Raw genomic sequence first — 24,959 nt, 5'->3', positions numbered from 1 at the left:
CCTGCGAAAGCCAATTCAGACGTCCTGATAACTCACAATCGACGGGCAAGCGCACGCGAGATTGCGATCTCCGTATACGTTGTCGACGCGACCGACCGGTGGCCAATACTTGTCGTTGCTGTGTCCGGCAGGGAACACTGCCTGCTCGCGGCTGTAGCTGTGATTCCATTCACCGGTCAGTTCATGGGCGGTGTGCGGGGCATTGCGCAGCGGGTTGTCGTCGCGGTGCAATGCCCCGCTTTCGACGGCATGAATCTCCTGGCGAATGGCAATCATGGCGTCGCAGAAGCGGTCGAGTTCTTCACGCGACTCGCTCTCTGTCGGCTCCACCATCAGCGTCCCGGCCACCGGGAACGACATGGTTGGCGCATGGAAGCCGAAGTCGATCAAGCGTTTGGCGACGTCTTCCACACCAATGCCGCTGCTGTCCTTGAGCGGGCGCAGGTCGAGGATGCACTCGTGGGCCACCAGGCCGTTTTCACCGGTGTAGAGCACCGGGTAATGCTCCTCCAGGCGCCTGGCGATGTAGTTGGCATTGAGGATGGCTACTCTCGACGCCTCGCGCAGCCCGGTCCCGCCCATCATGCGGATGTACATCCAGGTGATCGGGAGAATGCTGGCACTGCCATAGGGCGCAGCACACACAGCCCCCTGCTTATGCTGGAGCTGAGCGTGGCCGGGCAGGAACGGTGCGAGATGCGCCTTGACCCCGATCGGGCCCACTCCTGGACCACCGCCGCCATGCGGAATGCAGAACGTCTTGTGCAGGTTCAAGTGCGACACGTCGCCACCGAACTGCCCTGGCGCGCACAGGCCGACCATGGCATTCATGTTCGCGCCGTCGATGTAAACCTGTCCGCCCGAGGCATGAACAATGTCGCAAATCTCGCCGATCCGGCTTTCGAACACCCCGTGGGTCGAAGGGTAGGTAATCATCAACGCAGCCAGCTTGTCGCTGTGCTGCAATGCCTTGCCCTGCAAGTCATCGACATCGACGTTGCCACGGCTGTCACAGGCGACAACGACCACGCGCATCCCTGCCATCTGCGCTGTGGCGGGGTTGGTGCCGTGGGCGGACGACGGAATAAGGCACACGTCGCGCCCCCCCTCACCGCGTGACTGGTGGTAGGCACGGATGGCCAGCAGCCCGGCGTATTCACCTTGAGAACCGGCATTGGGCTGCAGCGACACGGCGTCGTATCCAGTGGCTTGGCAGAGCATGACCTCCAACTCGTCGATCATCGCCTGATACCCCAACGCTTGGCCTGCCGGCGCAAACGGGTGCAGGTTGGCGAATTCCGGCCAGGTCACCGGGATCATCTCGCTGACGGCGTTGAGCTTCATGGTGCAAGAGCCCAGCGGGATCATCGTGCGGTCCAGCGCAAGGTCCTTGTCCGCCAGGCGGCGCAGGTAACGCATCAGCTCAGTTTCGCTGTGGTAGCGGTTGAACACCGTGTGCGCCAGAATCGCCGACTTGCGCTGCAACTGCTCAGGCAGACGCGCCACCGCAACATCCGCCACGTCATCAAACACCGGCACATGATGGGGCTGGCTGGCGAACAGCATCCACAACTGCACGACCGAGTCCGGGGTGCAGGTTTCGTCCAGCGAAATGCCCACGCGCTGGTGATCGATCACCCGCAGGTTGATGCCCGATTGGGCGGCACGCTGGTGCAACTCGCTGGCAGGCAGGGACGCGAACACGCTGATGGTGTCGAAGTAGTAATACTGCTCCACCTGCTGGCCCAAGTACTCAAGGCCCTTGGCCAGGATGGTGGTCAGCCGGTGGGTGCGCCGGGCGATGCTTTTCAGCCCTTCAGGCCCGTGATACACGGCATACATGCTGGCGATGTTGGCCAGCAGTACCTGGGCTGTACAGATGTTGCTGGTGGCCTTCTCGCGCCGGATATGCTGCTCGCGGGTTTGCATGGCCAGGCGCAGCGCCGGTGCCCCGTGGCGGTCGACCGAGATCCCCACCAAGCGTCCGGGCATGTCGCGCTTGAAGCTGTCCCGGGTGGCGAAGAACGCCGCATGCGGGCCGCCATAGCCCAATGGCACACCAAAGCGCTGAGCACTGCCGATCACCACATCGGCACCAAACTCTCCGGGCGGCGTCAACAGGGTCAGGGCCAGCAGGTCCGAGGCCACTGCAAGCAGCGCACCGGCGTCATGCACATGGGCTGCCAGGGCGGCGTAATCATGAATGGCACCGGTGCTGGCCGGGTACTGCAGCAGCACGCCGAAATAGGCGCCAACGTCTTCGGCCGCCAATTCGAACTCGTCCCCTACCACTACCTCGATGGCTAGCGGAGCAGCGCGTGTGCGCAGCACATCGATGGTCTGCGGATGGCAGTGAGAAGACACGAAGAACGCCGGCGCCTTGTTGCGCGCCAGGCGCTTGCAGAAGGTCATTGCCTCGGCACAGGCAGTCGCCTCGTCAAGCAACGAAGCATTGGCGATGTCCATACCGGTCAGGTCACTGACCAGCGTCTGGAAATTCAATAGCGCTTCCAGGCGCCCTTGTGAGATTTCCGGCTGATAAGGCGTGTAGGCGGTGTACCAAGCGGGGTTTTCCAGCAGGTTGCGCAGGATCGGGGCCGGGGTGATACAAGGATAGTAGCCCTGGCCGATGTGCTGGCTGAACAGCCGGTTGCGGTTGGCGATCTGCTTGAGGTCGGCCAGTGCCTCAGCCTCCCCTTGTCCTGTGCTCAGCGGTAGCACACTGGTGCCACTGATCGTCCCAGGCACCACGCTGGCGATGAGAGCATCCAGGTTGTCGTAGCCGACCACCTCCAGCATCGCCGCAATGGCCTGATCATCCGGCCCGATGTGGCGGTCAATGAACTCGTTGCGGGTGTCGAGTTGTATGCGTTTGCTCATGGGGTCTGTCACTCCTGCTGACGCAGATAGTCCTGATAACCCAGTTCGTCCATGAGCCCGGCCAGGCCATTGCCATCGGTTGGCACGAAGCGGAAGAACCAGCCTTGATCGAGCGGTGAGGCATTCACCAGTTCCGGCTCCTGGGCCACCGCGTCGTTTACTGCAACCACGTGCCCGGCCAGCGGCATGGTGATGTTACTGGCGGCCTTGACCGACTCCAGTACCACGACCTCCTGGCCTGTTGCGTAAGTCTTGAGGTCAGGCAGCTGGACAAACACCACGTCGCCCAAGGCCGATTGTGCATAATCGGTAATACCGACGGTCAGCTCGCCGTTTTCTTCAAGACGCAGCCATTCGTGATCGGGAGTAAAACGCACGCTCATGAGGTTCTTCCTGTTGGATTTTTTTTGGTGAGGTACTGGGTTTCAGAGGCTCAGCGCAGCACGCAGAGCAGGTAGTTCGGGCTGTTCGATCCTTGTGCCCATATCCATTTCCAGGCGGCATGCCACCAGTTCGGCAATTGTCAGGATCGGCAAATTGTATTGGGCTGCGTAGGCATCGATCGCCGCGCCACGCATCATGGTGCCGTCGGGGTTCATCAGTTCACACAGCACCGCCGCCGGGCGCATGCCGGCCAACACTGCGATCTCCACACTGCCCTCAGTGTGCCCGCGGCGCTCCAGTACCCCGCCACGCCTTGCGCGCAGCGGGAACATATGCCCAGGACTGACGATGCGTCGGCGCAAGGCAGTCGAAGACAGTGCCGCTTGCACGGTAGTCAGGCGGTCTTGGGCAGACACCCCCGTGGTGATGTTTTCCGCTGCCTCGATGCTTACGGTGAAGCCGGTGGCATAACGCGACTCGTTGTGCGGGACCATCGGCTTGAGGCGCAGCATGTCAACCGTGGCCTCGTCTAGGCATAGGCAGACGATGCCGCTGCCATCACGGATCATCATGGCCATGGTCTGCACCGACATGTTCTGGGCCGCGACCACCAGATCGGCCTCGTTCTCGCGATCATCGTCGTCGAGCAGAATCACGGGTTTGCCGCGGCGATAAGCGTCAACGGCGGCCTTGACGTTGCGGTGGCGAGAGAGGATCGGGCTGATCATTATGGTTATCTCCGAAAGTTGCATCGGCCGCTCGGGCCTCAATAGCCGCGCTCAAACTCGACCTGTCCATCGAGGGGCAGGCCAGACTGATACTTGCGCAGGTTGCACAGAAAGAAGTCGATCATCGCCGCAGCATCAGTGGGGCCGGCGATGTGGGGTGTGAGTACCAGATTGGGGGTGATCCAGAACTGGTGCGAAGGCGGCAACGGTTCTTTGCGGAACACGTCCAGCACGGCACCCGCCAGGTGCCCTTGCTCAAGGGCGCGAACCAATGCCTGGTCCACTACTGCATTGCCACGGCCGATATTGATGAACAAGGCCCTTGCCGGCAGTGCATTGAAGAAACGGCTGTCGAACAGATCGCGGGTCTGCGCAGTGTCAGGCAGCACGTTGATCACGTAATCGGCCTGTGCCGCCATGGGCAACAAAGCATCCAGACTGCCGACTTCCTGAACATTTGCCACCGGGCGTGGATTGCGCTGAATACCTGAAACGCGCATGCCCAGCGCGGCCAGCCCGGCTGCTATGTGCGCTCCGATGCTGCCCAAGCCTGTGATCAACACCCGCTTGCCCGTTAAACGCCCGGTGCTGGTCGGCTGCCAACTGAAGCGGCTCTGGGCGAACGGGTATTCGGCGCGCTGCCAGGCATGGCCCAACATGTGATGCAGAACGTACTCCAGCATCGATGCGCCAAACACGCCGCTGGCACGGGTGAGCTGGTAGCCGCGCGGCAGGGAGGGGTCAAGCATTGGGGTCACCCCCGCCCAGGTCAGTTGTACCCAACGCGGTCGTAAACCCTGCCTGAACAGTTGGATGACACTATCAGGCGCGCCCAACCAAACATCGCAACCCGGGTGTGCAGCGGTCTCATCCAGAGAATGCAGCGGCAAATCCGCATCCTCTTGACGGATCAGGGCACGCAATTCAGTGCTGTCTGGATCAGTCAGCAGTACCCTGGGCAGCGGTGCAGTGGACATTGCGCTCTACTCCGTTAGTGAACTCCAAATCACTAGAGCAAGCGCCGTGCCACACATGAAAACATCAACCAAATCATTAAGTTAATACAAAAAAACCTGCTGTCTTTCAGGATTGAGACAGCAGGCTCATTTTTGCAACTGCAGATTCTCTATAGGCGCAGGCCGTAGCGCTTGATCTTCCGGTACAGCGTCGCCTTGCTCATGCCCAGCGCCTTGCAGGCCAGTTCGACATTGCCTGCACTTGCTACCAGCGCTTGGCTGATAGCCTTAGCTTCCACCTGATCCAAGGTAGTACGCGCATTCACACCGGTGACATGTACCACCAGATCGGCGGCATCATCCAACGCTGCAGCGCGTTCGGCCGCATCGGTCTGGGGATAATCACTGGGCGCGACCGCTGGGGCTGAAGTCGGGGGCGGCGTAAATCGCTCGGCAAGGGGCCGGATACGGTTTTCGAACGGCAACACGATGTCCGTCGCGCGCACCTCTGCGCCCTCGGCGAACAATGCCGCGCGATGTAGTACATGACGCAGCTCGCGAACATTACCTGGCCAGGAATACTCAAGCAGCTTTTTCCACGCCGATGGCTTGAGCACCGGCACCGGTTCGTCGCCACATACTCCTTGCAGCACCATCTCGATCAGTTGTGCCTTGTCTTCGCGCTCGCGTAGCGGTGGCAGATCGATGATCATCCCGGATAGGCGGAAGAACAGGTCTTCTCGAAAAGCCCCCTCTGCAACCTTCTCGTGCAGGCGCTGATTGGTCGCTGCGATGATCTGCACGTCCACCTTCACAGCCTTGCCACCTCCCAACGGTGAGACTTCGCCGCTTTCCAATACCCGTAGCAGGCGGGTTTGCAGGGCTAATGGCATGTCCCCGATTTCGTCGAGGAACAACGTACCGCCATCTGCCTCCATGAAGCGACCTTGGCTGCCGTCCTTGTTAGCCCCCGTGAAGGCACCCTTGCTGTAGCCGAAAAGCTCGCTGTCGATCAATGACTCGGGTACCGCCGCGCAGTTGAACGCCACGAACGGCGCCATGCTGCGGTCACTTTCCTGGTGAATGGCTTTGGCCAGGGTGTCCTTACCAGCACCGGTTTCACCCAGCAGCAGCAAAGGCAGATTCTTGTTCATCACCTTGCGAATCAGCCGTACGTTGTCCTGCATTCGCGAATCCTGCCCAGCGCACCGCGCCAGCGAGCCAGCCACTTCCCGGGCCACCCGGGGGCGCGCCTTGGGCCGTTCCACTTCGACACTGCGGCTTTGCTGCACCGGGTCGGCGACCAACAACAAATCCAGGTGCTGTGCCGAGTGCAGAAGTTGGGCGCTGGTCGCGGTACGGAATATCTCCAGCGAAATGGCCGACTGGGGGCAATCGATGACCTCCCACAAGCGGCGCCGGCCCAGCTGGCGCTCGTCTAGGCCCAGCAGCCGACGGGCGCCATGGGTGGCGCCGATGATCAACCCGCCCCCCTCTACAGCGATCCACGCCGCCAAGGCGCCGATGCCGCAAACCTGGATGACGTAACAGTCTTCAAAACGCATGCGGAACAACCGTTGCTCCAGCTTGTTGGAGCTTTGGGTTGCCAGCTTGTAGGCAATGTGATGAGCATTGAGATCGACGTTGGGGTTGCAGGTAGTCAGATTGAGCACCCCTTGCAATTGGCCGTCCGGATTGTAGAACGGCGCAGCGACGCAGGCCTGCGAGGATAGGTCGTAGTAGAAATGATCGTCTCGAAACACCGCGACCGGACGCTGCTCGGCGATACAGGTACCGATACCGTTGGTACCACCCACCTCTTCGCGCCAGATCGAACCGATACGATCGCTCTCGCAATAAAATGCCTGGGCGGGTTTGACGCTTTCGGCGATGATCACCCCTTCAGCGTTGGCTAGGCTGGCGTGGTAGCCCACGTCGCTGAGCACATCCATCAACCCGTTGAGGGTATTCAGCGCATGCTGGAACGCCTGCTCACCAAACTCCAGTTGCAACCGGCGGACTTCACTAGCCTCGACCACGGGCACCAGGAGTTGTTGGTCGGGGCTCAGCCCGCCTTCCAGGCAACGCTTCCAGGAATCACTGCAGCGTTCCCGAATCCACACCGGGCTGACCTCGCCATGTGTGGGGTCGAACTCATGCGAATTGCTATCGGCGCCGGAGCGAATCCGAGCGAGGTGTTGCTGCACGCTAATCATTTTTATTTTTACCTGCTGAACAACCAGGGTTTACCGGCCCAATGTCCAGGCCGGCCATGCCAAACGGTAATGCAAGAATGACACCAGCACCTGCTCTACGTTACTAGCTCTGTTCCCTCCCTGGTTCAGCGCAACTCGATAGCCAAGGTTTGCTGTGAATCACGCCAGAGTATCAATCATTTTCCGTACGTGTGCGCCTGCAGCCCGTCGCCCCAGCCCGGCCTAGAGCGCGAAGCCATGGAACAGTTTATCCCGCAGGTAATTGACCAGAACATTCACCGCCCGAGGCACATGTGGCGAATACGGCCTCACCAGATAGATCTCACTAGCGAACGCCCCCGTCAACTGCCAGTCCCCTAGCACTCGCACCAGCGAGCCCTCGGCAAGCGCCGCATGGGCACTGAAATCGGGCAGTAGGGCAATGCCTAAATGATCCAGCGCAGCATCGCGCAATGCCTCACTGTTGTTGGTGGCAAACCCTCCGGTGATCGGCACGGTCACGCGGTGCGTACCGCGCTCGAACGTCCAGGCCGGATGCTCGTTGCCGCGCGGGTAATGCAGACAGCTGTGGCGGGTCAGGTCATCAGGCACCTGCGGTTTGCCCGCACGCTCCAAGTAAGTGCGCGTGGCCACCAACACCGAGGCGGTGGAGCAGAGTTTCCACGCCACATGAGTTTCCGGTATGCGGAAGCTGTGGCGTACCGCCAGGTCATAACCATCGGCGGCGATGGTGCTCAGTGCATCCGAGACATCCAGATGCACCCGTACCTGCGGATACAGTGCCAGGAACCCGGCCAGATGCGGCACCAGATGCTGCCTAGCGAATGCCACTGGGGCGGTCAATCGCACCAGTCCTTGCACGCTGCCGGCCGCGTCACACACCGAGGAAAAACTGCGCGCGATATGTGCGTAGGCGCTGCGCACGTCCCGGGTCAGCGATTTCCCCGCCTCGGTCAGGCGCACACTGCGGGTGGTACGTGTGACCAGTTGGATACCGGTGGCTTTCTCTAGATCGGCCAAGTGCTGACTGACTACCGACTTGCTCACTCCCAGGCGCGCCGCTGCAGCGGTATAGGTGCCCTGTTCCTCCAGCACCGACAGCCAGTGGATGTGCGCCCAGAGTTTTTCGACTTCATGGCTTTCCATATCGGGATTGTTCTCAGGTGCGGACAATGAGTTCTGAACTATGGCCTCGTTAGGCGCAAAACCCAAGGTTATCTTTATTCCGTCGCTGGCTGCCTGCCCAGCCCCTGCACGGAACATCTCGATGACCACGCTGATCCCGCATTACATCAATCACGCCCGCATCTCCCGCGACGAACGCCATCAGGAAGTGTTCAATCCCGCCACCGGCCACATCACCGGGCATGTTGGCTTGGCCAGCCGTTCAACCGTCGATGAAGCGGTGGCCGCCGCCCAGGCTGCGTTTGCCGGCTGGAGCGAAACACCAGCTATTCGCCGTGCACGGGTGCTGCAGCGCTACCTGCAGTTGTTGCAGGAGCGCAAGGACGACCTGGCCCGCATCATTACTGCCGAGCACGGAAAAGTGTTCAGCGACGCGCTGGGTGAAGTGGAACGCGGCATCGACATCCTCGAGTTCGCCTGCGGCATCCCGCAACTGCTCAAAGGTGACTACACCGACCAGGTGTCGCGTGGCATGGACAACTGGACGATGCGCCAGCCGCTGGGCGTGGTAGCGGGTGTCACACCGTTCAACTTCCCGGTGATGGTACCGATGTGGATGTACCCCATCGCCTTGGCGGCGGGTAACGCCTTCGTGCTCAAGCCCAGCCCGACCGATCCGAGCGCCTCGCTGTTCATGGCCGATCTGTTAGAGGAAGCGGGCCTGCCGGCTGGTGTGTTCAACGTGGTTCAGGGCGACAAGGAAGCGGTTGATGCACTGATCGAGCACCCGGACGTGAAGGCCGTGAGCTTCGTCGGCTCGACCCCGATTGCCCAGTCCATCTACGAGAGCGGTGCCCGCCATGGCAAACGGGTACAGGGGCTTGGCGGGGCGAAGAACCATCTGGTGGTGATGCCGGACGCAGATGTCGACAAGACCATCGACGCCCTGATCGGCGCCGCCTATGGCAGTGCGGGCGAACGCTGCATGGCGATTTCGGTGGCGGTGCTGGTAGGGGATGTCGCAGACCAGGTAGTCGCAGCGCTAGCCGTGCGCGCACGGGAGCTGCGCATTACCGATGGGCGCGACCTGAAGGCAGAAATGGGACCGATTGTCAGCCGCGCAGCGCTACAAAGGATCACCGGTTACATCGATCAGGGTGTCAAGGCTGGCGCCACACTGGTGGTGGACGGTCGCGACTTCGCGCCTGCCGAAGCCGGCCTGGAAAACGGCTATTGGCTTGGCGCTACGTTATTCGACAACGTCACTCCGGAAATGACCATCTATCGCGAGGAAATTTTCGGGCCGGTACTGGTCTGCGTGCGGGTAGCCGACTTCGGCGAAGCCGTCCATCTGATCAACAGCCACGAGTTCGGCAATGGTGTCAGTTGCTTCACCCGCGACGGCAATGTCGCACGCGAATTCGCCAGGCGTATCGAGGTCGGCATGGTCGGCATCAACGTGCCGTTGCCGGTGCCCATGGCCTGGCACGGGTTCGGGGGTTGGAAGAGGAGCCTGTTTGGCGATATGCACGCTTATGGCAACGAGGGGGTGCGTTTCTATACCAGACAGAAGTCGATCATGCAGCGCTGGCCGGAGAGCATCGAGAAGGGTGCGGAATTTGCCATGCCGGTCGCCCGTTAAGGAGGGCCAACAACATGGAACTGCAAACGGCAGTACCCGGGGCGAGCCGCGCGGACTGGTCGTGGTGGCGCGAAGACATCGAGCAGGCGCACGGCGCTGCGCAAAAGCCTGTGCAAGGCGAGGTGGCGCTGGACGTGGCAATCGTGGGTGGCGGGTTTGCCGGGCTGTGGACGGCCATCCTGCTCAAGGCCCGTGCTCCGCATCTGAAGGTCGGGCTGCTGGAGGCTTCGCGGGTCGGCGACGGCGCCAGCAGCCGCAACGGCGGTATTGTCCACGGCTACTGGCAATCGTTGCCCTCGAACATTCGTACGTTCGGCGTGGATACGGCACTGGAACTGGCACGTCTGGGCAGTGAGGCGCAACAAGCGTTCAAGGCTTTTGTCACCGCGCCAGGACGGGACGTGTGGTGGAAGGAGGAAGGCAACCTGCGCGTGGCCACCTGCCCGGCGCAGGAAGACGCCTTGCGCAAGTTCCTCGAGGGTTGCGCCGGGCTGGGGGTGGAGAACTATGTGCAACCACTGTCGGCCCCACAGGTGCGTGAACTGGTGGCCAGCCCGGCGTTCGGTTCGGGTATCTACTTCCCCGAGGCCGGCAATGTGCACCCCGGGCGTCTGGTGCTTGCCCTGAAGGCCGCTGCGCTGGAGGCCGGAGTGTTGATCCATGAGCATTCGCCGGTGTCGCGCATCGACGAGGGCAAGCCACACCGGGTAATTGCCAGCACCGGAGCGGTCAGCGCCCGGCAGGTGGTGCTAGCTACCAATGTCGGGCTTGCCGGCCTGCCCGGTGTAGGTAACCGCATGAGCCTGTTTTCCAGCTATGCAAGCATGTCCAATCCTAGCGAGGAAGCCCTGCATCAGTTGCGCTGGAGCAAGGCCATGGGCATGAACGATGCGCGCATGTTCCTTTACTACTTCCGCCGGACCCGTGACGGCCGCGTGCTGATGGGCTCCGGGTCCGGGCCGATCGGCTGGGGCAGCGCCGCTGGCGCCGAGCAACTGCGGCATGACCCGGCAAGCCTGGAGCGCCCGCGTGCCGGCCTGCAGCGGCTGCTGCCAGGCATGGCGCGTGCAGGCTTCGCCCAAAGCTGGGGCTGGCCTATCGATGTTTCCGCAGACCGGGTGCCGTTCTTCAAGACCTACAAACCAGGCATTCATTACGCCGCAGGTTTCTCTGGGCATGGCGTACAGGCTGGGTGGATCGCCGGGCAGTGCTTGTCCTCGCTGGTACTGGAACAGAAAGACAAGTGGTACCACTCCCCCTTCTGCCAGCGCCGGGTCCCTCGTTTGCCGCCCGAACCTTTCAAGTACCTAGGTGCCTGTGCCATCCGCGCGGCGATCCTTGCCTGCGAGGAGGCCGAGCAGCTCGAACAGCGTGCCTCGTACACCGCACAAACCGTTGCTGCACTCCCGGCTTTACTGGGCCTGCGCATTGGTGTGCGTTAACCCTTGTCAATCAACCAAAAAGAGAACCACATGATCCAGCGCTTCGAACCCAACGGAAAACGCCTCAGCCATGTATTGGTGCATAACGGTATTGCCTATGTCACCGGACAGACACCGGTCGACCGCAGCCAGGACATTACCGGGCAGACGCAGCAGATTCTCGCCCGTATCGATGAGTTGCTGGCTATTGCCAGTACCGACAAATCGAAGATCCTCTTCGCTCAGGTGTGGCTCAAGCATGTGGTGAAGGATTTTGCGGCAATGAATGCGGTATGGGAGCAGTGGATTCCCGCTGAGGCATTGCCTGCCCGTGCCACCGTAGAGGCTAACCTCGCGGCAGAAAACATTCTTGTTGAGATCGCCTTGCAGGCAGCGATCTGACCGACCAACACAACTACAGGGCCGGTAGCCCGGGTCACACGGCCCTTGCCAGCGATGCTACGGCTTTCTCATTTTCGAGAAGCCTGATTCAAGCGCTGTCTCAGCAATGCGGCAGCGCTTTAAAAACCCCCCTAAAGAAAAAAATAAATACATATAAATCAGCTAGTTAAGACATACAGCCACTCTTGGCACCGTTGTTGCTGAACCCCTGTACCGATGGCTGCCAGCGACCACGCATCGCCTGGTTGCCCTGACGTCGACACCACCAATAACAAGCGAAGCCAGGAGATACTATGGAACTCGGTCTGTTCATGATGCCGCTGCACGATCCGCGGCGTAACTACACCGAAATGCTGCAACAGGACCGCGAAGCCGCGATCCTCGCCGACCAACTGGGCTTTAGCGAAGTCTGGGTTGGCGAGCACTACAGTTGCAGCTCTGAACCCGTGGCCAACCCGCTGCAATTCTTCGCCACCCTGCTCGACGCCACCAAGAACATCAAGTTCGCTACTGGCGTACTCAACCTGCCTCAACACCACCCTGCTACCGTCGCCGGTGATGTTGCCCAGTTCGACCATCTCAGCGGCGGCCGCCTGATCATGGGCGTAGGCCCTGGCGGCCTGGTCTCGGACATGGAACTGTTCGGCACCCAGGAGCTCAACCGCGCCGAGATGACCACCGAGTCGGTCGACATCATCCACAAGATCTGGGCCTCTGATCCGCCCTACAACATCCAGGGCAAATACTGGAATGTGAAGCTGGAGAAAAACATCATCCCGTCGCTGGGCTTTGGGCCTATGCTTAAACCTTTCCAGCAGCCTCACCCGCCGTTGGCCATCTCTGTCATGAGCCCGTCATCGAGCAGCGCGCGCCAGGCCGGTGAGCGCGGCTGGGGCATCGTCAGCGCCAACTTCATCCCCGAAGTACACGTGAAATCGCATTGGGAGCAGTACGTCATTGGTTGCGAGAAGGTCGGTCGCCGGCCAGACCCTGCCATGTGGCGCATCGCCCGCTCGATCCTGGTGACCGACACCGATCAGGAAGCTGTTGATTACCTGGCCCGCCCGGACAGCTCCTACGGCTGGTACTACGACTACATCGTCGAAGACATGGCCGCGTTCAACATGAAGCGCATCCTCAAGCCTTCGGCCGACATCCCGGACAGCGATGTAACCCGCGATAACTGCCTGGACTGGATGGTCATGTCCGGCTCACCGAAAACCGTGCTGGACAAGCTGGTGGCCTTCGTCGACTACGTCGGTGTACCGTTCGGCACCCTCCTGACTACCCAAAAAGACTGGGAAAACCCAGCCCTGCACCAGAAGTCGCTGCGTCTGCTGAGTGACTCGGTCATGCCAAAACTGCGCGATTACTGCGCCACGCTCAAGCACGTAGCGTGACCTGCGCCGGGCCCTTGAGCCCGGCCATGGCGACCGGAGCAGTCGCCCGATCGGTTTCACCTTGAACTGCCGAAGAAGCACGGGGCTCCCCTTCGCCGGGGGGCACCCATTACAACAATGAGGTTTCGATCAAGCCGCCCACAAGGGCGTGGCTGCTGTGGCCTTGCGGCCGAGGAGTTGCCATGGGTCTGAACATTGCCCAACGCCAGACTGTACTGAGTTCGGTGCTTGCTGCACCGTCGATGGCGTTCATGCTGGTGTTTTTCGTCTTCCCCTGTTTACTGCTGTTGCTCTACAGCTTCTGGACGGCGCGATCATTCGTGATCGATCCTACATTCAACCTCGACAATTACGCCCGCACGCTGACTGCGGCAGGCTTCTGGCGCACAGGCATCACCGGCCTGAACAACGGCCTGTGGACCGCCATCGTCTCGGTAGTGCTGAGTTTTCCGGCGGCCTATTACATTGTCTACCGAGCCCGCGGTAACGCAGCGTTCTACCTTATCTTGCTGTCGTGGTTTTCCAGCTACCTGGTACGTGTCTATGCCTGGCGGACCATTCTTGGCACCAACGGGTTGATCAACAGCACATTGATGCAGTGGGGCTTAATCCGGCAACCGCTGGAGTTTCTGCTGTTCAGCCCTTTTGCCTCGATCATTACTCTGGTGCACATCATGTTCCCCTTCGCCCTGTTGTTGCTGGTATCGGCGCTGCGCGACGTGAAGCAAGACTATCTGGATGCGGCCCGCGATCTTGGCGCTACGCGTACTCAAGTACTGCTGCGGGTGATCATTCCGATGGCTTACAAGGGCATCGTTTCGGCATTCATGTTCACCTTCATCCTGGCCGCCGGGGACTACATCACCCCACAGTTGCTGGGCGGGCGTGACGGGGTAACCAACGGGCTGCTGATCGCCAACCAATTCCGCAGCGCCGGCAACTGGCCATTGGGCGCGGCGATGGCATTCCTCACCCTGGGGCTGTTCATCGGCATCTACCTTGCCTTTACCCAACTGCTGCGTGCACTGCGTCTGGCCCCTGGCCTGCGCTTCCATGAACAGGAGCACAAGCCATGCTAAGGCTCTATCTCTGGGTTTATCTGTTGTTTCTGTATGCACCGATCGTGATCATCGGCATGTTCAGCTTCCACAGCTCAGCATCGCTGGTGTTCCCATTCGAAGGCTGGAGCCTGCGCTGGTACGTGCAGATTTTCGAAAGCGAAACCTTCCGCAGCTCGCTGTACAACAGCTTGCTGGTAGCAAGCCTGGCATCGTTGGCCACCACCGTGCTTGGCGCTACCGTTGCATTGGCATTGATCCGCATGAAAGGCAAAGTTCGCGAGGCTGTTGCCACCCTTTGCGCCGCCCCCATCGCCTTGCCCGGGCTGTTTCTAGGCATCGCGCTACTCAGTGCGTTCGCGCAGATGGGCCTGAACCGCTCACTGCTTACCGTGACCATTGCCCACACGCTGTATGCCCTGCCGTTCTTCGTCGCCACCCTGCGCTCGCGCATCGACTACTTCGATCCGTCGCTGGAAGAGGCCGCTCGCGACCTAGGTGCCAGCCCGATCCAGGCGTTTCGTATGGTCACCCTGCCGATCCTACGGCCCAGCCTGATCGGCGCAGCAATCCTGGTGTTCGCCCTGTCATTCGATGAGCTGATCATCACCGTATTCGTCAGCGGCAACGACACCACGCTGCCGATGATGGTCTGGTCAATGATGCGGCGTACGGTCGACCCGACTATCAATGCTGCGTCCATGGTTGCCTTCACGCTTTCGCTGATCGTGATTCTCGCTGCTGGTGCCGCCTTCTGGTTGCAACAGCGCGCAAAAACTTCCTACCGAACCTCGCCCACTGGAGTCGATGCCCATGAACCGTCCGATCGTGCAACTGAAGAACGTGCACAAGTCGTTCGGCCCCTTCAAGGCCTTGAATGACATCAATCTCGACATCCGCCAGGGCGAGATCCTCACGCTGCTCGGCCCCAGCGGCTGCGGCAAGACGACACTGATGCGGATCATCGCCGGTTTCGAGGCGCCGACCAGCGGCAACCTGCTGATCGCCGGAAACGATGCGGTGGCCTTGCCACCGGAGAAGCGCAGCGTGAACATGGTATTCCAGCGTTATGCGCTTTTCCCGCATCTGGACGTATTCGACAACGTTGCCTTTGGCCTGCGCCTGCAGGGCGTGTCGAAAGCACAGATCAAAGAGCAGGTGAACGCCATGCTGCACCTGGTGCAACTGGACAGCTTTGCCAACCGCTGGATCAATGAACTCAGTGGCGGTCAATGCCAACGTGTGGCCCTCGCCCGGGCCCTGGTGAACCGGCCCGATGTGCTACTGCTCGACGAGCCGCTGGCGGCGCTTGACCTGAAGATCCGCCACCACATGCTCAAGGAACTCAAGCGCATTCATGAGGAAACTGGCACCACGTTCGTGTACGTCACCCACGATCAGGACGAAGCGATGATCCTCTCCGACCGAGTTGTGCTGATGAACAAGGGCGAAATCGAACAGCTCGGCTCGCCGCAAGACTTGTACGCCGCACCAGAGTCGCTGTTCTGCGCACGCTTCTTCGGCGACACCAATATCATCGAAGGGCACGTGGGTGCTGTAAACGGCGGTTTTGCTGACATCTCGACCTCAATGTTCGCGGCGCGCGGCGCGGTGCGCCGCGCAACTGAAGGCGCTAGCGTCTCGCTGTCGATCCGCCCTGAAGCAATACGCCTGAGCGCCGCCACACCCGGCCTTGCGGGCGGTGGTCACAACACCCTCGCTGGGGAGGTTCAGGATGTGGTGTTCATTGGCAACCGCGTGGTCTACCAGGTGAAACATGGCAACAACCTGTTCACCTGCCAGCAATCACGCCCAGTTACCGGAATCGAGCATGCTCCAGGCAGCCTTGTGCAGCTGTCCTGGCCCGATGAAGCCGTAGTCGTGCTCACCCATTGATCGCACGACGTCTTATAGCAATAAGAAGGAGTACCCAAGTTGGTTGATTACATCGTGGTAGGCGGAGGCCCGGCTGCTTGTGCAGTGGCGTCCAGGCTTACGGAAGATTCGAACGTTTCGGTCACCCTGCTCGAACAAGGTTCGCGGGACTGGAACCCCTATATCCACATGCCGGTGACCTACTTCAAAACGGCCAAGGGCAACTTACTGACCCGCTACAAGCTGGAGCCACAGCGCGAACAGAACGGCATCACCCCGGAAATGGTGCAGGGCCGTGTGCTAGGCGGCGGTAGCTCGGTCAACGCCATGGTCTACATGCGCGGCTGCCCGGAGGACTACGACAACTGGGAAGCCATGGGCTGCACCGGCTGGTCGTACAAGGAAGTGCTGCCATACTTCAAGCGCAGTGAAGACAATGAGCGCTTTGCCGGCGAAGCGCACGGTCAGGGCGGCCCATTGGGCGTGTCAGACCAACGCGCCACACATTACCTGACGAAAAGCTGGGTGAAGGCTGCGCAGCAGCTGGGTATCCCATTCAACGCCGACTTCAACTCCGGTAAACAGCAAGGCGTCGGTTTCTACCAAGTGAAGATGCGCAACGGCTTGCGTTGCAGTGCGGCGGTAGCGTATCTGAACCCCGCACGAAAGCGCTCCAATCTGAAGATTCGCACCGGCTGCCAGGTGCTGCGCGTGTTGGTCGAGAACGGTCGCGCCTATGGCGTGGAATATCGCGAAGGTGACAAGGTCAAGGTCTTGCGCGCCGAAAAGGAAGTGATCGTCAGTGCCGGCGCGGTGGGCTCGCCTACCCTGCTGCTGCGCTCCGGGATCGGCCCGGCCGACCATCTGCGCTCGGTCGGTGTGCCGGTTGTGCATGACCTGCCGGGCGTGGGCGAAAACTTCCAGGACCATGTGGATATGTTCCTGATCTACGAGCTGACTGGTCCACACAGCTACGACAAGTACAAGAAACTCCATTGGCAGGCCTGGGCGGGCCTGCAGTATCTGTTGTTCCGCAACGGGCCGATTACCTCGAACATCTGCGAGGGCGGGCTGGTGTGGTACGGCGACCAGAACGACCCTTTGCCTAACCTGCAGTTCCACTTCCTGCCAGGTGCAGGCGTTGAGGAAGGTGCGGAAACCACCCCTAGCGGCAACGGCTGCACAGTCAACGTCTACCAGACCCGCCCCCGCTCACGCGGCACGGTACGTCTGCGCGATGCCAATCCGGACACGCCGCCGCGGGTCGATCCCAACTACCTGTCCGACCCCTACGATGTCGAACAACTCGCCGAGGCCGTGCGCCTGGGCATGGAGATCATGGAACAGCCAGCACTCAAACCGTACGTGGCGCATGTGCATCGTCCTCGCCAGCCGCTGACGACCCATGAGGAACGGGTGCGCTTTGTACGTGAAACCGCGCAGGGGGCGTTACACCCGTCAGGCGCCTGCAAGATGGGCACTGATGCCATGGCCGTGGTCGACCCCGAATTCCGTGTGCATGGTCTGAAAGGCTTGAGGGTATGCGACACCTCGGCGATGCCGCAGTTGGTGTCGGGGAACACCAGTGCGCCATCAATGATGCTGGGTGAGCGCCTGGCAGATTTCATCAAGGGCCGTCGCTCGCTGCTGCCACAACCACTGCAGGGCACCGCCCAGCTGCAAACCAACCCAGTCCGTAAAGCCGAAGTCTGACTCTAGTGCGACTGACGAAGGCCACCCTCGGGTGGCCTTTTTTCTTCAAAGGAAACGCGCATGCAATCAATATTCGGAACACCCGCCTACCAGCGGGCAACCCGCCTTACGTTTTTCGCAGTAGGCTTCACCATGGCCGCTTGGGCACCACTGGTTGCTTACGCCAAGCAACGCCTGATGCTAGATGACGGCGTGTTCGGCAGCCTGCTGCTGTGCATTGGCTTCGGCTCGTTATTAAGCATGCCCTTCGCCGGCCGTATCGCTCGGTTCATGGGCCTGCGCCGTCTGATGCAGCTGTCGGGTATCTGTTTCAGTGTCGCGCTGGTCGCGCTTTCAGTCATTTCAGAGCCTTGGCAGTTCGCTGTGGCGCTGTTCGTTTTCGGCGCCTGCCTGGGCTTGGGTGACATCTGCGTCAACCTCCAGGGCGCCATGGTAGAAAAGGCCGCAGGGCAACCGCTGATGTCCGGCTTCCACGGGCTGTTCAGCGCCGGTACCTTTGCCGGTGCGGCAGGCGTCACGCTGATGCTTAACCAAGGCGCCTCGCCGTTGTCGGCTTCGTGCATTGCTGCGGGCACTGCCGCGGTGATCCTGCTGATTGCCCGCAGCCATCAGATCCGTCAACTGGACGCGCTGGATGACGCCTCGTTCCTCTGGCCGAAGGGCGTGGTGCTGCTGATTGCCGTCCTGGCCTTCATCTGCCTGTTGATCGAGGGCGCAATGCTCGACTGGAGCGCGCTCTATCTAAAGGGTGTGCACAACGTGCCGTTGGCGTCGGCGGGCATGGCCTATAGCGCCTTCACCTTGGCGATGACCTGTGCGCGACTGATTGGCGACCGGCTCGCCCGCTGTCTTGGCGACAGCGTGCTGCTGCTCGGCGGCGCCGCTGTTTCGCTGCTGGGCCTGGTACTGGCTCAAACCCTGTCCTTGAGCGGCGCACTGATCGGCTTCGCCCTCGCCGGGCTGGGCATGGCCAACGCGGTGCCGATCCTGTTCCGCGCCGCCCTCACTCAGAACCACATGCCAGCGGCAGCCAGCCTGAGCAGCGTGGCGACCATCGGCTACCTCGGCGTGCTGCTGGGCCCTGGTTTCATCGGTCACCTCTCTGAAATCACCTCATTGCATACCGCGTTCTGGTGCCTGACAGCGAGCTTGCTGGTGCTTTGCCTGTTTGCCAGACCCGCAGTGACGCGCGGCCTGAAATGCACGTGAGAATGCCTTCTCACTATTGAGAATTAGCCGAGGCACACTCATAAGCTTCTGAAATTAAAGATAAAAAAATTTGGCATAGCGATTGCTCATTACTGATCAAACAAGAGATCCCGTGATTTTCCGGGTTCAATGAACAGTCAGGAGATGTCATGAACTATCCAGAGGTGAAATTGCTGATCAACGGCCAATGGCGCAACGGCGGCGACGGCGTGCGGGGCGAGGTGGTCAACCCCGCCACCGGCGCCACCATCGGCAGCTTTGCCCATGCCAGCCGCGCCGACCTGGACGAAGCGTTGCAAGCCGCCCAGGTCGGGTTTAAGGCCTGGCAGGCAATCTCGGTGTTCGAACGTAGCAAGTTGATGCGCAAAGCCGCAGGTCTGATGCGCGAGCGCGCCGAAGCTATCGCCACGCTGATTACCGTTGAAGAAGGCAAACCGCTGGACGAAGCCCGTATGGAAGTGAACGGCGCTGCCGATCTGGTCGACTGGTTCGCCGAGGAGGCTCGTCGAACCTACGGGCGAGTGATTCCGTCCCGCGCCAACAACGTCACACAGCAGGCCATTCGCGTGCCAATCGGCCCCGCCATCGGCTTCACTCCCTGGAACTTCCCGGTCAGCCAGATCCTGCGCAAAATTGCCCCGGCGCTGGCTGCTGGCTGCTCGATGATCATTAAGGGCCCCGAGGAAACCCCTGCCGCTCCAGCGGCGATGTTCGCCTGCTTCACCGATGCCGGGGTACCGGCCGGTACACTGCAACTGGTGTATGGCGTGCCTTCCGAGATCTCCGATCACTGCATCCCGAGCCCGGTCATCCGCAAGGTTTCCTTCACCGGCTCCGTTCCCGTCGGCAAGCACTTGGCAGCCCTTGCCGGCCAATACATGAAACCTGCGACCATGGAGCTCGGCGGCCATGCGCCGGTCATCATCTGCAATGACGCAGACCTGGAAGCAGCCTGCTCTGCGCTGATCGCCTTCAAGTTCCGCAATGCCGGGCAGGTGTGTATTTCGCCAACCCGCTTCCTAGTTCAGGACGGCGTCTACGCCCGCTTTGTCGAGATGTTCAGCGACGCAGCGACAGCGCTGAAAGTGGGCGATGGCCTCGACCCTTCGACGCAGATGGGCCCGCTGATCAACGAGCGGCGCCTGCAGGCAGTCGAACGCCTGGTCGCGGACGCCGTAACTAAAGGCGCCCGGATAGAAACCGGCGGCGCGCGCCTGGATCGCCCGGGCCACTTCTACGCCCCAACAGTATTGAGCAATGTCACCCCCGAAATGGCCATCATGAACGAAGAACCGTTCGGCCCGGTGGCTCTGTTCAGTGCGTTCCATCACTTGGACGAAGCCATTGCCGAGGCCAACCGCCTGCCGTTTGGCCTTGCCTCGTACGCCTGGACCCGTCGTCAGGCCGATGTACACGCCCTGACCCAGGGCGTCGAGGCCGGCATGCTGACCATCAACCACCTGGGCCTGGCCCTGCCAGAAACCCCCTACGGCGGGATTAAAGATTCGGGCCACGGCTCCGAAGGTGGCAGCGAGGCCTTGGACGGTTACTTGCACACGCATTTCGTTTCCTGCATGCACGCCTGACCTACGGCCGGCCGCAGGTGCGGCCGGCACTTTTGAGGACATCGCCATGATCGAACAACAATTCAAAGAAGCCATGGGCCGCTTTGCCGGCGCCGTCACTGCTATCACCACCTTCGCCAATGAGCAACCGGCAGGTCTGATTGCTACTGCCGTGTGCAGCCTGTCGGCCGAACCGCCCTCGGTAATCGTGTGCATCAATAAGACGGCCTCTGCCCACGACCTGATCCTCAATAACGGCTACTTCGGTGTGAGCCTGCTGGCCCCGGCCCACGCCCATGTGGTCAACCGCTTCAACACCAGTAAGGGGGCCGAGCGTTTTGCCGTCGAGGACTGGGCGTTGGGCAACGGCAAGGCGCCGGTGCTGCGCAACGCTCCGGTCGGCATGGTGTGCCGTATCGGTAACTGCTTTGACGGCTTCTCCCACACCATTTTCGTTGGCCTTATCGAGTCCATCAGTCTGTGCGAACCGGAGCTTAACGAATGCCTGCTGTGGAAGGGGCGCGGCCTGCATCAGGCGATCGAGTATGTCGCCAATCGCTGAATGGCCGGGAGTGACCGAAATGAGCGTCATCGCTACACCATTACAGGGGTTGGTGCAGGAGCTGATGTCCAGCGTGAAGTTCGGCTGGCGCGCCGATCGCGACCGGCTGAACCTCTCTCCTACTGACGATCTGGCTAACACCCAGGTGGCTCATGAGCCGTTTCGCACGCCAGGCCAACCGATTTTGCATCAGAGGGCGGAGCCGATCGCACGCGGTCTGCAGAGTGTGGCCTTGCGCTTGTTCGCCGCCAGCCATGCCAGTTTTGACCCCTGTAGCGGCGGGCAAGCCAATCGCGCCGTATTCAAAGCGCTGCTGAGCCCGGGCGATGCAGTGCTGTGCCTACCGGATCCTGAGCTGGAACTGACTCTGGACACCCTCTACGTGTCCGCCAACACACCGCGACTGGTGCGCAGCCGGGCTGCCTGTTACGACAACGGGCTGGTGGATTACCAAGGGCTCCTGTGCCAAGCACGGGCGACGCAGCCCCGTTGTATCGTCGCGGGCTATTCAGCGTACACCCGACCCTTCGATTACCGGGCCCTCAAGACCATCGCCGATGAGGTGGGCGCACGCCTTGTCATCGATATTTCCCGCATTGCCGGGCTTGTTGCCGCTGGCATCCATCCCAGCCCACTGCACTGGGCCGATGTGATCACTGGGGCCACGCACAAGTCTCTGCAAGGCCCACGCGGCGGCTTTTTCATGACCCGCGATGCCAGGCTATTCCTGTGCATCCGGCAAGGGTTTCTGCACAGTCACCCGACCCGCATGCCGCCGCGCATGCAACGGGCATTGCTGCGCGGGTTGCAGCAGGCCGACGCCCCGTTGGAAGTGGCTCGGCATCAGCTGGCGCTGACCAACGCCCGTGTGATGAGCAAGGTTTTCCAGGCCCGCGGGTTGTCGGTGCTATTCGGTGGCAGCGACACCGCAATGCTCTTGCTCGATCTCACTCCCCTGCGACTGAATAACCGCCAAGCCAGCACGGCATTGGGGCGCTTGGGTATTCGACTGGAACGGCGCGGCGAGGCTGCCAGCCCCAACCTGCTGACACTCAGCACCTTGCCTATCAGCGTTCGCGGCATGGATGCCCAGGCGTGCGAATGCTTGGCTGAAACCCTCAGTAGCACCCTGAAACAGCGCCACGATCTGAAAACCCTGGCATTAGCACTCGCCAGCATTGACCGGTTATGCGCCGACCATCCTCCCTTGGGCAGCCCGATGGACTGCCTGCTTTTCCAATAACCCGTTGCAAGCCTGGCTTGCAGATCTATGCGACACACTGGAGCTCACATGAAAGTAATCGCGGCAAAAGTCTTTCTGGTTGAAAGCGGCTACGTCAAACCGATCATCGTTGAACTGACCACTGATGAAGGCATCACCGGAATCGGCGAAGCTGCTATCGCTTATGGACTAGGCGCCACTGCGGCAGCCGGCATGATCAAGGACCTGTGCGAGCGTGTAGTGATCGGTGCGGACCCATTCCGCATCGAGGAGCTTTACTCCAAGATGTACGACAATTCGTTCTGGGCCAAGGGTGGCGGCGCTATCGTTTTCGCCGGCATTAGCGCCATCGAGACCGCACTGTGGGACATCAAGGGCAAGGCCGCCAAGCTACCGGTTTACGAATTCTTCGGTGGCAAAGTGTTCGACGAGGTGCCGGTCTACGCCAACGGATGGAACTACCACTGCTTCGACGCCAATTCCTGGGCAAAGGCGGCCGAACGCCCGATGAAGGATGGCTACAAGGCGCTCAAGTGCTACCCGCTCGCCACCCAGGACGAAAAGGGGCGCCTGCAACACGTACAACGTCGTGCGCACGACCGCGAGTTCACCGAGTTGGCCTACCAGCGCGTCAAGCAATTGCTGGAAGTAACCGGCGATGCGGCCGAGGTCTACATCGACTTGAGCGGTGGCATGACCACTGCCGAAACCATCCGCCTGTGCAAGCGCTATGAAGACCTGGGTATCACTTGGATCGAAGAACCTTGCGATGCATTCGATGTGGGCGCCATGGAAAAAATTTCCAAGGCAACCCAGGCGTCGATGGCCGCGGGAGAGCGCCTCTACACCCGTCAGGGCTTCCGCCGACTGATCGAAAAACAAGTGGTCGATATCGTCCAGCCAGATGTGGGTAACACAGGCGGCCTGGGCGAAACCAAGAAGATCGCAGCCATGGCCGAGGCCTACAACATGCGCGTAGCGCCGCATAACTGCGCCAGCTCGCTGTGCACCGCAGCGACCATGCAGGTCGCAGTAACCCTGCCGAACTTTATGACCATGGAGATCTACCCGTACTTCAGCGACTCGCCGAAGTATGTGCAAGTCGTCGATAACGCTCCGGAAGCTCGGATTGCCGATGGCAAGTTGGCTATGCCCGCTGACGTCGGCCTCGGCGTCACGCTGAATCAGCAAGCCATTGCACCGTACCTGTGGGCTGACATCAAGGCTCAGTAAGACACCGGTGGTCGTAAATAAGGGTCGCGCAAGCGGCCCTTTTCGCATGGGTGTGTCCCAAATAACAACAATTGACGATGCTGTTCGTAGCAGGAAAAACCATGGACGTGTTCTCGAGAATCTCATTGAAATGGCGGATCTGCGTGCTAGCCGGGTCGTGCATGGCTGCTGCAGTTGGCGCTTTAGTCCTGACCTCTTTGCACCTTTCTGAACGTTCCGCTGAGCTGGTCAAACAGGCCAGTACCGACATGCTCCGCAAAGGTGCACAGACGTATTTGGGCGAAATAGCCGATGCACAAGCCCGCGAGGCCGCGGCGCTGTTCCAGCAAGCTTCAGAGTTTGGTCAGACACTAAGCCGCCAGCTGATGTTCGAACGTAGCGCCCTGAGCGACGAAGCGATGAGGCGCCAACGCACCAGTGCAGCATTGGCCAATCAGGTAAAGGAGAACCCCTTGCCTTTCGGGGTGGGCGTGGCCTTCGAACCAACCACCATGGACATGCCATTTGCCGGGCGCGCATTCGAAGGCAACGAAAAGGGCCGTTTCTCGGTGTACCACTCAACTCGAATCCCCAGTTACACCATCCCGGAAAAAGAGATCCTCGACGATGGCAGCAGCGCTACTTACTGGTACACATGCGCACGCAAGCATGGCCGTATCTGCTTGACCAACCCCTACAGCTACACCGACGGCAGCGGTGTTACCACCTTGATGGCTACCGTCGCTGTACCGCTACTTGCCGCCGACTTGGTCCAGGGCGTAATGAGTGTCGATATCAGTCTCGCCAGCCTCCAAGCGCGTGTCGTTGAGGCCACACACCACATCTACGGCGGCCGAGCGCGCATTCTCTTGATCAGTCCGGACCTGCAAGTGGCGGCTGACAGTCTGGCTGCGGGCAACCTGGGCAAATCACTGGTGCAGGTGGATGCAAGGTTTGAGAGCGTAGCCAATGCGCCGAATGCCCGCGTCCTCCAGCAGGGCTCTGACATGCTGGCCGCCACCCCGTTCGCCGCGCCGGATGGCACGCGTTGGATGGCAATTGTGGCCGTGCCTATGGTTGACCTGCTTGCTCCAGCGGAGGCGCTCGGACAACAGATGGATAACGTCACCCTGCACAGCATGCACACCCAGGTGCTCCTAGGCCTGACCGTAGGTCTGATCGGCCTGGGCCTGATCACCTGGCTCGGCCACGTCATCATCAAACCGATTGCCCGCGTAGCACGTACGTTAGATGAAATCGCTGACGGTGATGGCGACCTGACCTTGCGCCTTCAGCCGGCAGCCGACGACGAAATCGGCCAATTGGTGTCCGCCTTCAATCGGTTCCTTGACAAGCTGCATCCGGTCATCTGCGCGGTTAACCAATCAA

Annotated in this window: 20 protein-coding genes and 1 pseudogene; 15 read left to right on the top strand and 6 right to left on the bottom strand. The window is 60.7% G+C overall.

From position 1 onward, the window contains the following. Nucleotides 1-15 precede the first annotated feature (15 nt). From gcvP to AC1MHZ_RS16925, 5 genes are all read right to left on the bottom strand, one after another. A complete protein-coding gene (gene gcvP, locus AC1MHZ_RS16945) occupies nt 16-2,880 on the bottom strand; it encodes an aminomethyl-transferring glycine dehydrogenase (protein ID WP_482966668.1) in 2,865 nt (954 codons plus the stop codon). Nucleotides 2,881-2,888: 8 nt separating this feature from the next. Continuing rightward, on the bottom strand, nt 2,889-3,263 hold the full coding sequence (locus tag AC1MHZ_RS16940) for a glycine cleavage system protein H (RefSeq protein ID WP_482966667.1): 375 nt from the start codon (nt 3,261-3,263) through the stop codon (nt 2,889-2,891). A 42-nt stretch (nt 3,264-3,305) separates the two neighbouring features. Beyond that, nucleotides 3,306-3,992, bottom strand: a complete 687-nt coding sequence (gene ribB / locus AC1MHZ_RS16935; RefSeq protein WP_482966666.1) for a 3,4-dihydroxy-2-butanone-4-phosphate synthase — start codon at nt 3,990-3,992, stop codon at nt 3,306-3,308. A gap of 38 nt (nt 3,993-4,030) precedes the next feature. After that, nucleotides 4,031-4,969, bottom strand: coding sequence for a D-2-hydroxyacid dehydrogenase (locus tag AC1MHZ_RS16930; RefSeq protein WP_482966665.1), 939 nt, complete (start codon nt 4,967-4,969; stop codon nt 4,031-4,033). A 149-nt stretch (nt 4,970-5,118) separates the two neighbouring features. Then, nucleotides 5,119-6,882, bottom strand: coding sequence for a sigma-54-dependent Fis family transcriptional regulator (locus tag AC1MHZ_RS16925; protein WP_482966664.1), 1,764 nt, complete (start codon nt 6,880-6,882; stop codon nt 5,119-5,121). Between the two features lie 42 nt (nt 6,883-6,924). Between AC1MHZ_RS16925 and AC1MHZ_RS16920 the strand changes: the two genes are divergently transcribed. Next, the gene (locus AC1MHZ_RS16920) at nt 6,925-7,245 is read left to right on the top strand and encodes a hypothetical protein (RefSeq protein ID WP_482966663.1); all 321 of its coding nucleotides are present in this window, start codon (nt 6,925-6,927) and stop codon (nt 7,243-7,245) included. Nucleotides 7,246-7,386: 141 nt separating this feature from the next. Here the strand turns inward: AC1MHZ_RS16920 and AC1MHZ_RS16915 are convergent, their stop codons facing one another. After that, nucleotides 7,387-8,310 carry a LysR family transcriptional regulator gene (locus AC1MHZ_RS16915; protein ID WP_482966733.1) on the bottom strand — a complete coding sequence of 308 codons (924 nt, stop codon included), beginning with the start codon at nt 8,308-8,310 and terminating at the stop codon, nt 7,387-7,389. A 121-nt stretch (nt 8,311-8,431) separates the two neighbouring features. Here AC1MHZ_RS16915 and AC1MHZ_RS16910 point away from each other — a divergent pair, with 121 nt between their 5' ends. From AC1MHZ_RS16910 to AC1MHZ_RS16845, 14 genes and pseudogenes are all read left to right on the top strand, one after another. Further along, the gene (locus AC1MHZ_RS16910) at nt 8,432-9,931 is read left to right on the top strand and encodes a CoA-acylating methylmalonate-semialdehyde dehydrogenase (protein ID WP_482966662.1); all 1,500 of its coding nucleotides are present in this window, start codon (nt 8,432-8,434) and stop codon (nt 9,929-9,931) included. Nucleotides 9,932-9,945: 14 nt separating this feature from the next. Then, nucleotides 9,946-11,373, top strand: a complete 1,428-nt coding sequence (locus AC1MHZ_RS16905; protein WP_482966661.1) for an NAD(P)/FAD-dependent oxidoreductase — start codon at nt 9,946-9,948, stop codon at nt 11,371-11,373. 30 nt (nt 11,374-11,403) lie between these two features. Then, nucleotides 11,404-11,754 carry a RidA family protein gene (locus tag AC1MHZ_RS16900; RefSeq protein WP_482966660.1) on the top strand — a complete coding sequence of 117 codons (351 nt, stop codon included), beginning with the start codon at nt 11,404-11,406 and terminating at the stop codon, nt 11,752-11,754. A gap of 293 nt (nt 11,755-12,047) precedes the next feature. Then, nucleotides 12,048-13,154, top strand: a complete 1,107-nt coding sequence (locus AC1MHZ_RS16895) for an LLM class flavin-dependent oxidoreductase (RefSeq protein ID WP_482966659.1) — start codon at nt 12,048-12,050, stop codon at nt 13,152-13,154. 182 nt (nt 13,155-13,336) lie between these two features. Continuing rightward, entirely contained in the window at nt 13,337-14,233 is an 897-nt protein-coding gene (locus AC1MHZ_RS16890) for an ABC transporter permease (RefSeq protein ID WP_482966658.1), read from the top strand. Next, nucleotides 14,227-15,093, top strand: coding sequence for an ABC transporter permease (locus AC1MHZ_RS16885; protein WP_482966657.1), 867 nt, complete (start codon nt 14,227-14,229; stop codon nt 15,091-15,093). The genes AC1MHZ_RS16890 and AC1MHZ_RS16885 overlap by 7 nt, the downstream gene beginning before the upstream one ends. Next, on the top strand, nt 15,056-16,108 hold the full coding sequence (locus tag AC1MHZ_RS16880) for an ABC transporter ATP-binding protein (RefSeq protein ID WP_482966656.1): 1,053 nt from the start codon (nt 15,056-15,058) through the stop codon (nt 16,106-16,108). Before AC1MHZ_RS16885 ends, AC1MHZ_RS16880 begins: the two co-directional genes overlap by 38 nt. A gap of 39 nt (nt 16,109-16,147) precedes the next feature. Next, complete coding sequence (locus AC1MHZ_RS16875) at nt 16,148-17,800, top strand: GMC family oxidoreductase (RefSeq protein ID WP_482966655.1); 1,653 nt, start codon at nt 16,148-16,150, stop codon at nt 17,798-17,800. Between the two features lie 60 nt (nt 17,801-17,860). Further along, nucleotides 17,861-19,009, top strand: a complete 1,149-nt coding sequence (locus tag AC1MHZ_RS16870; protein ID WP_482966654.1) for an MFS transporter — start codon at nt 17,861-17,863, stop codon at nt 19,007-19,009. Between the two features lie 149 nt (nt 19,010-19,158). Then, on the top strand, nt 19,159-20,595 hold the full coding sequence (locus tag AC1MHZ_RS16865) for an NAD-dependent succinate-semialdehyde dehydrogenase (protein WP_482966653.1): 1,437 nt from the start codon (nt 19,159-19,161) through the stop codon (nt 20,593-20,595). A 46-nt stretch (nt 20,596-20,641) separates the two neighbouring features. Beyond that, nucleotides 20,642-21,136 carry a flavin reductase family protein gene (locus tag AC1MHZ_RS16860; protein WP_482966652.1) on the top strand — a complete coding sequence of 165 codons (495 nt, stop codon included), beginning with the start codon at nt 20,642-20,644 and terminating at the stop codon, nt 21,134-21,136. A gap of 19 nt (nt 21,137-21,155) precedes the next feature. Further along, entirely contained in the window at nt 21,156-22,379 is a 1,224-nt protein-coding gene (locus AC1MHZ_RS16855; protein WP_482966651.1) for a PLP-dependent aminotransferase family protein, read from the top strand. Nucleotides 22,380-22,427: 48 nt separating this feature from the next. Beyond that, on the top strand, nt 22,428-23,591 hold the full coding sequence (locus AC1MHZ_RS16850; protein ID WP_482966650.1) for a mandelate racemase/muconate lactonizing enzyme family protein: 1,164 nt from the start codon (nt 22,428-22,430) through the stop codon (nt 23,589-23,591). Nucleotides 23,592-23,668: 77 nt separating this feature from the next. Next, a pseudogene (locus tag AC1MHZ_RS16845) lies at nt 23,669-24,919 on the top strand (methyl-accepting chemotaxis protein); the annotation flags it as partial. Nucleotides 24,920-24,959 lie beyond the last annotated feature (40 nt).

The sequence above is a fragment of the Pseudomonas sp. FA-1 genome, assembly GCF_056856075.1.
This window is presented reverse-complemented; position numbering and strand designations above follow the sequence as displayed.

What these genes read in the sequence shown, in the direction of transcription:
- AC1MHZ_RS16885 (WP_482966657.1), top strand. Translation starts at nt 14,227, where the DNA reads ATGCTAAGGCTCTATCTCTGGGTTTATCTGTTGTTTCTGTATGCACCG.
- AC1MHZ_RS16930 (WP_482966665.1), bottom strand. Translation starts at nt 4,969, where the DNA reads ATGTCCACTGCACCGCTGCCCAGGGTACTGCTGACTGATCCAGACAGC.
- AC1MHZ_RS16890 (WP_482966658.1), top strand. Translation starts at nt 13,337, where the DNA reads ATGGGTCTGAACATTGCCCAACGCCAGACTGTACTGAGTTCGGTGCTT.
- ribB (WP_482966666.1), bottom strand. Translation starts at nt 3,992, where the DNA reads ATGATCAGCCCGATCCTCTCTCGCCACCGCAACGTCAAGGCCGCCGTT.
- AC1MHZ_RS16870 (WP_482966654.1), top strand. Translation starts at nt 17,861, where the DNA reads ATGCAATCAATATTCGGAACACCCGCCTACCAGCGGGCAACCCGCCTT.
- AC1MHZ_RS16940 (WP_482966667.1), bottom strand. Translation starts at nt 3,263, where the DNA reads ATGAGCGTGCGTTTTACTCCCGATCACGAATGGCTGCGTCTTGAAGAA.
- AC1MHZ_RS16910 (WP_482966662.1), top strand. Translation starts at nt 8,432, where the DNA reads ATGACCACGCTGATCCCGCATTACATCAATCACGCCCGCATCTCCCGC.
- AC1MHZ_RS16905 (WP_482966661.1), top strand. Translation starts at nt 9,946, where the DNA reads ATGGAACTGCAAACGGCAGTACCCGGGGCGAGCCGCGCGGACTGGTCG.
- AC1MHZ_RS16865 (WP_482966653.1), top strand. Translation starts at nt 19,159, where the DNA reads ATGAACTATCCAGAGGTGAAATTGCTGATCAACGGCCAATGGCGCAAC.
- AC1MHZ_RS16900 (WP_482966660.1), top strand. Translation starts at nt 11,404, where the DNA reads ATGATCCAGCGCTTCGAACCCAACGGAAAACGCCTCAGCCATGTATTG.
- AC1MHZ_RS16895 (WP_482966659.1), top strand. Translation starts at nt 12,048, where the DNA reads ATGGAACTCGGTCTGTTCATGATGCCGCTGCACGATCCGCGGCGTAAC.
- gcvP (WP_482966668.1), bottom strand. Translation starts at nt 2,880, where the DNA reads ATGAGCAAACGCATACAACTCGACACCCGCAACGAGTTCATTGACCGC.
- AC1MHZ_RS16855 (WP_482966651.1), top strand. Translation starts at nt 21,156, where the DNA reads ATGAGCGTCATCGCTACACCATTACAGGGGTTGGTGCAGGAGCTGATG.
- AC1MHZ_RS16915 (WP_482966733.1), bottom strand. Translation starts at nt 8,310, where the DNA reads ATGGAAAGCCATGAAGTCGAAAAACTCTGGGCGCACATCCACTGGCTG.
- AC1MHZ_RS16920 (WP_482966663.1), top strand. Translation starts at nt 6,925, where the DNA reads ATGCTGGAACGCCTGCTCACCAAACTCCAGTTGCAACCGGCGGACTTC.
- AC1MHZ_RS16860 (WP_482966652.1), top strand. Translation starts at nt 20,642, where the DNA reads ATGATCGAACAACAATTCAAAGAAGCCATGGGCCGCTTTGCCGGCGCC.
- AC1MHZ_RS16850 (WP_482966650.1), top strand. Translation starts at nt 22,428, where the DNA reads ATGAAAGTAATCGCGGCAAAAGTCTTTCTGGTTGAAAGCGGCTACGTC.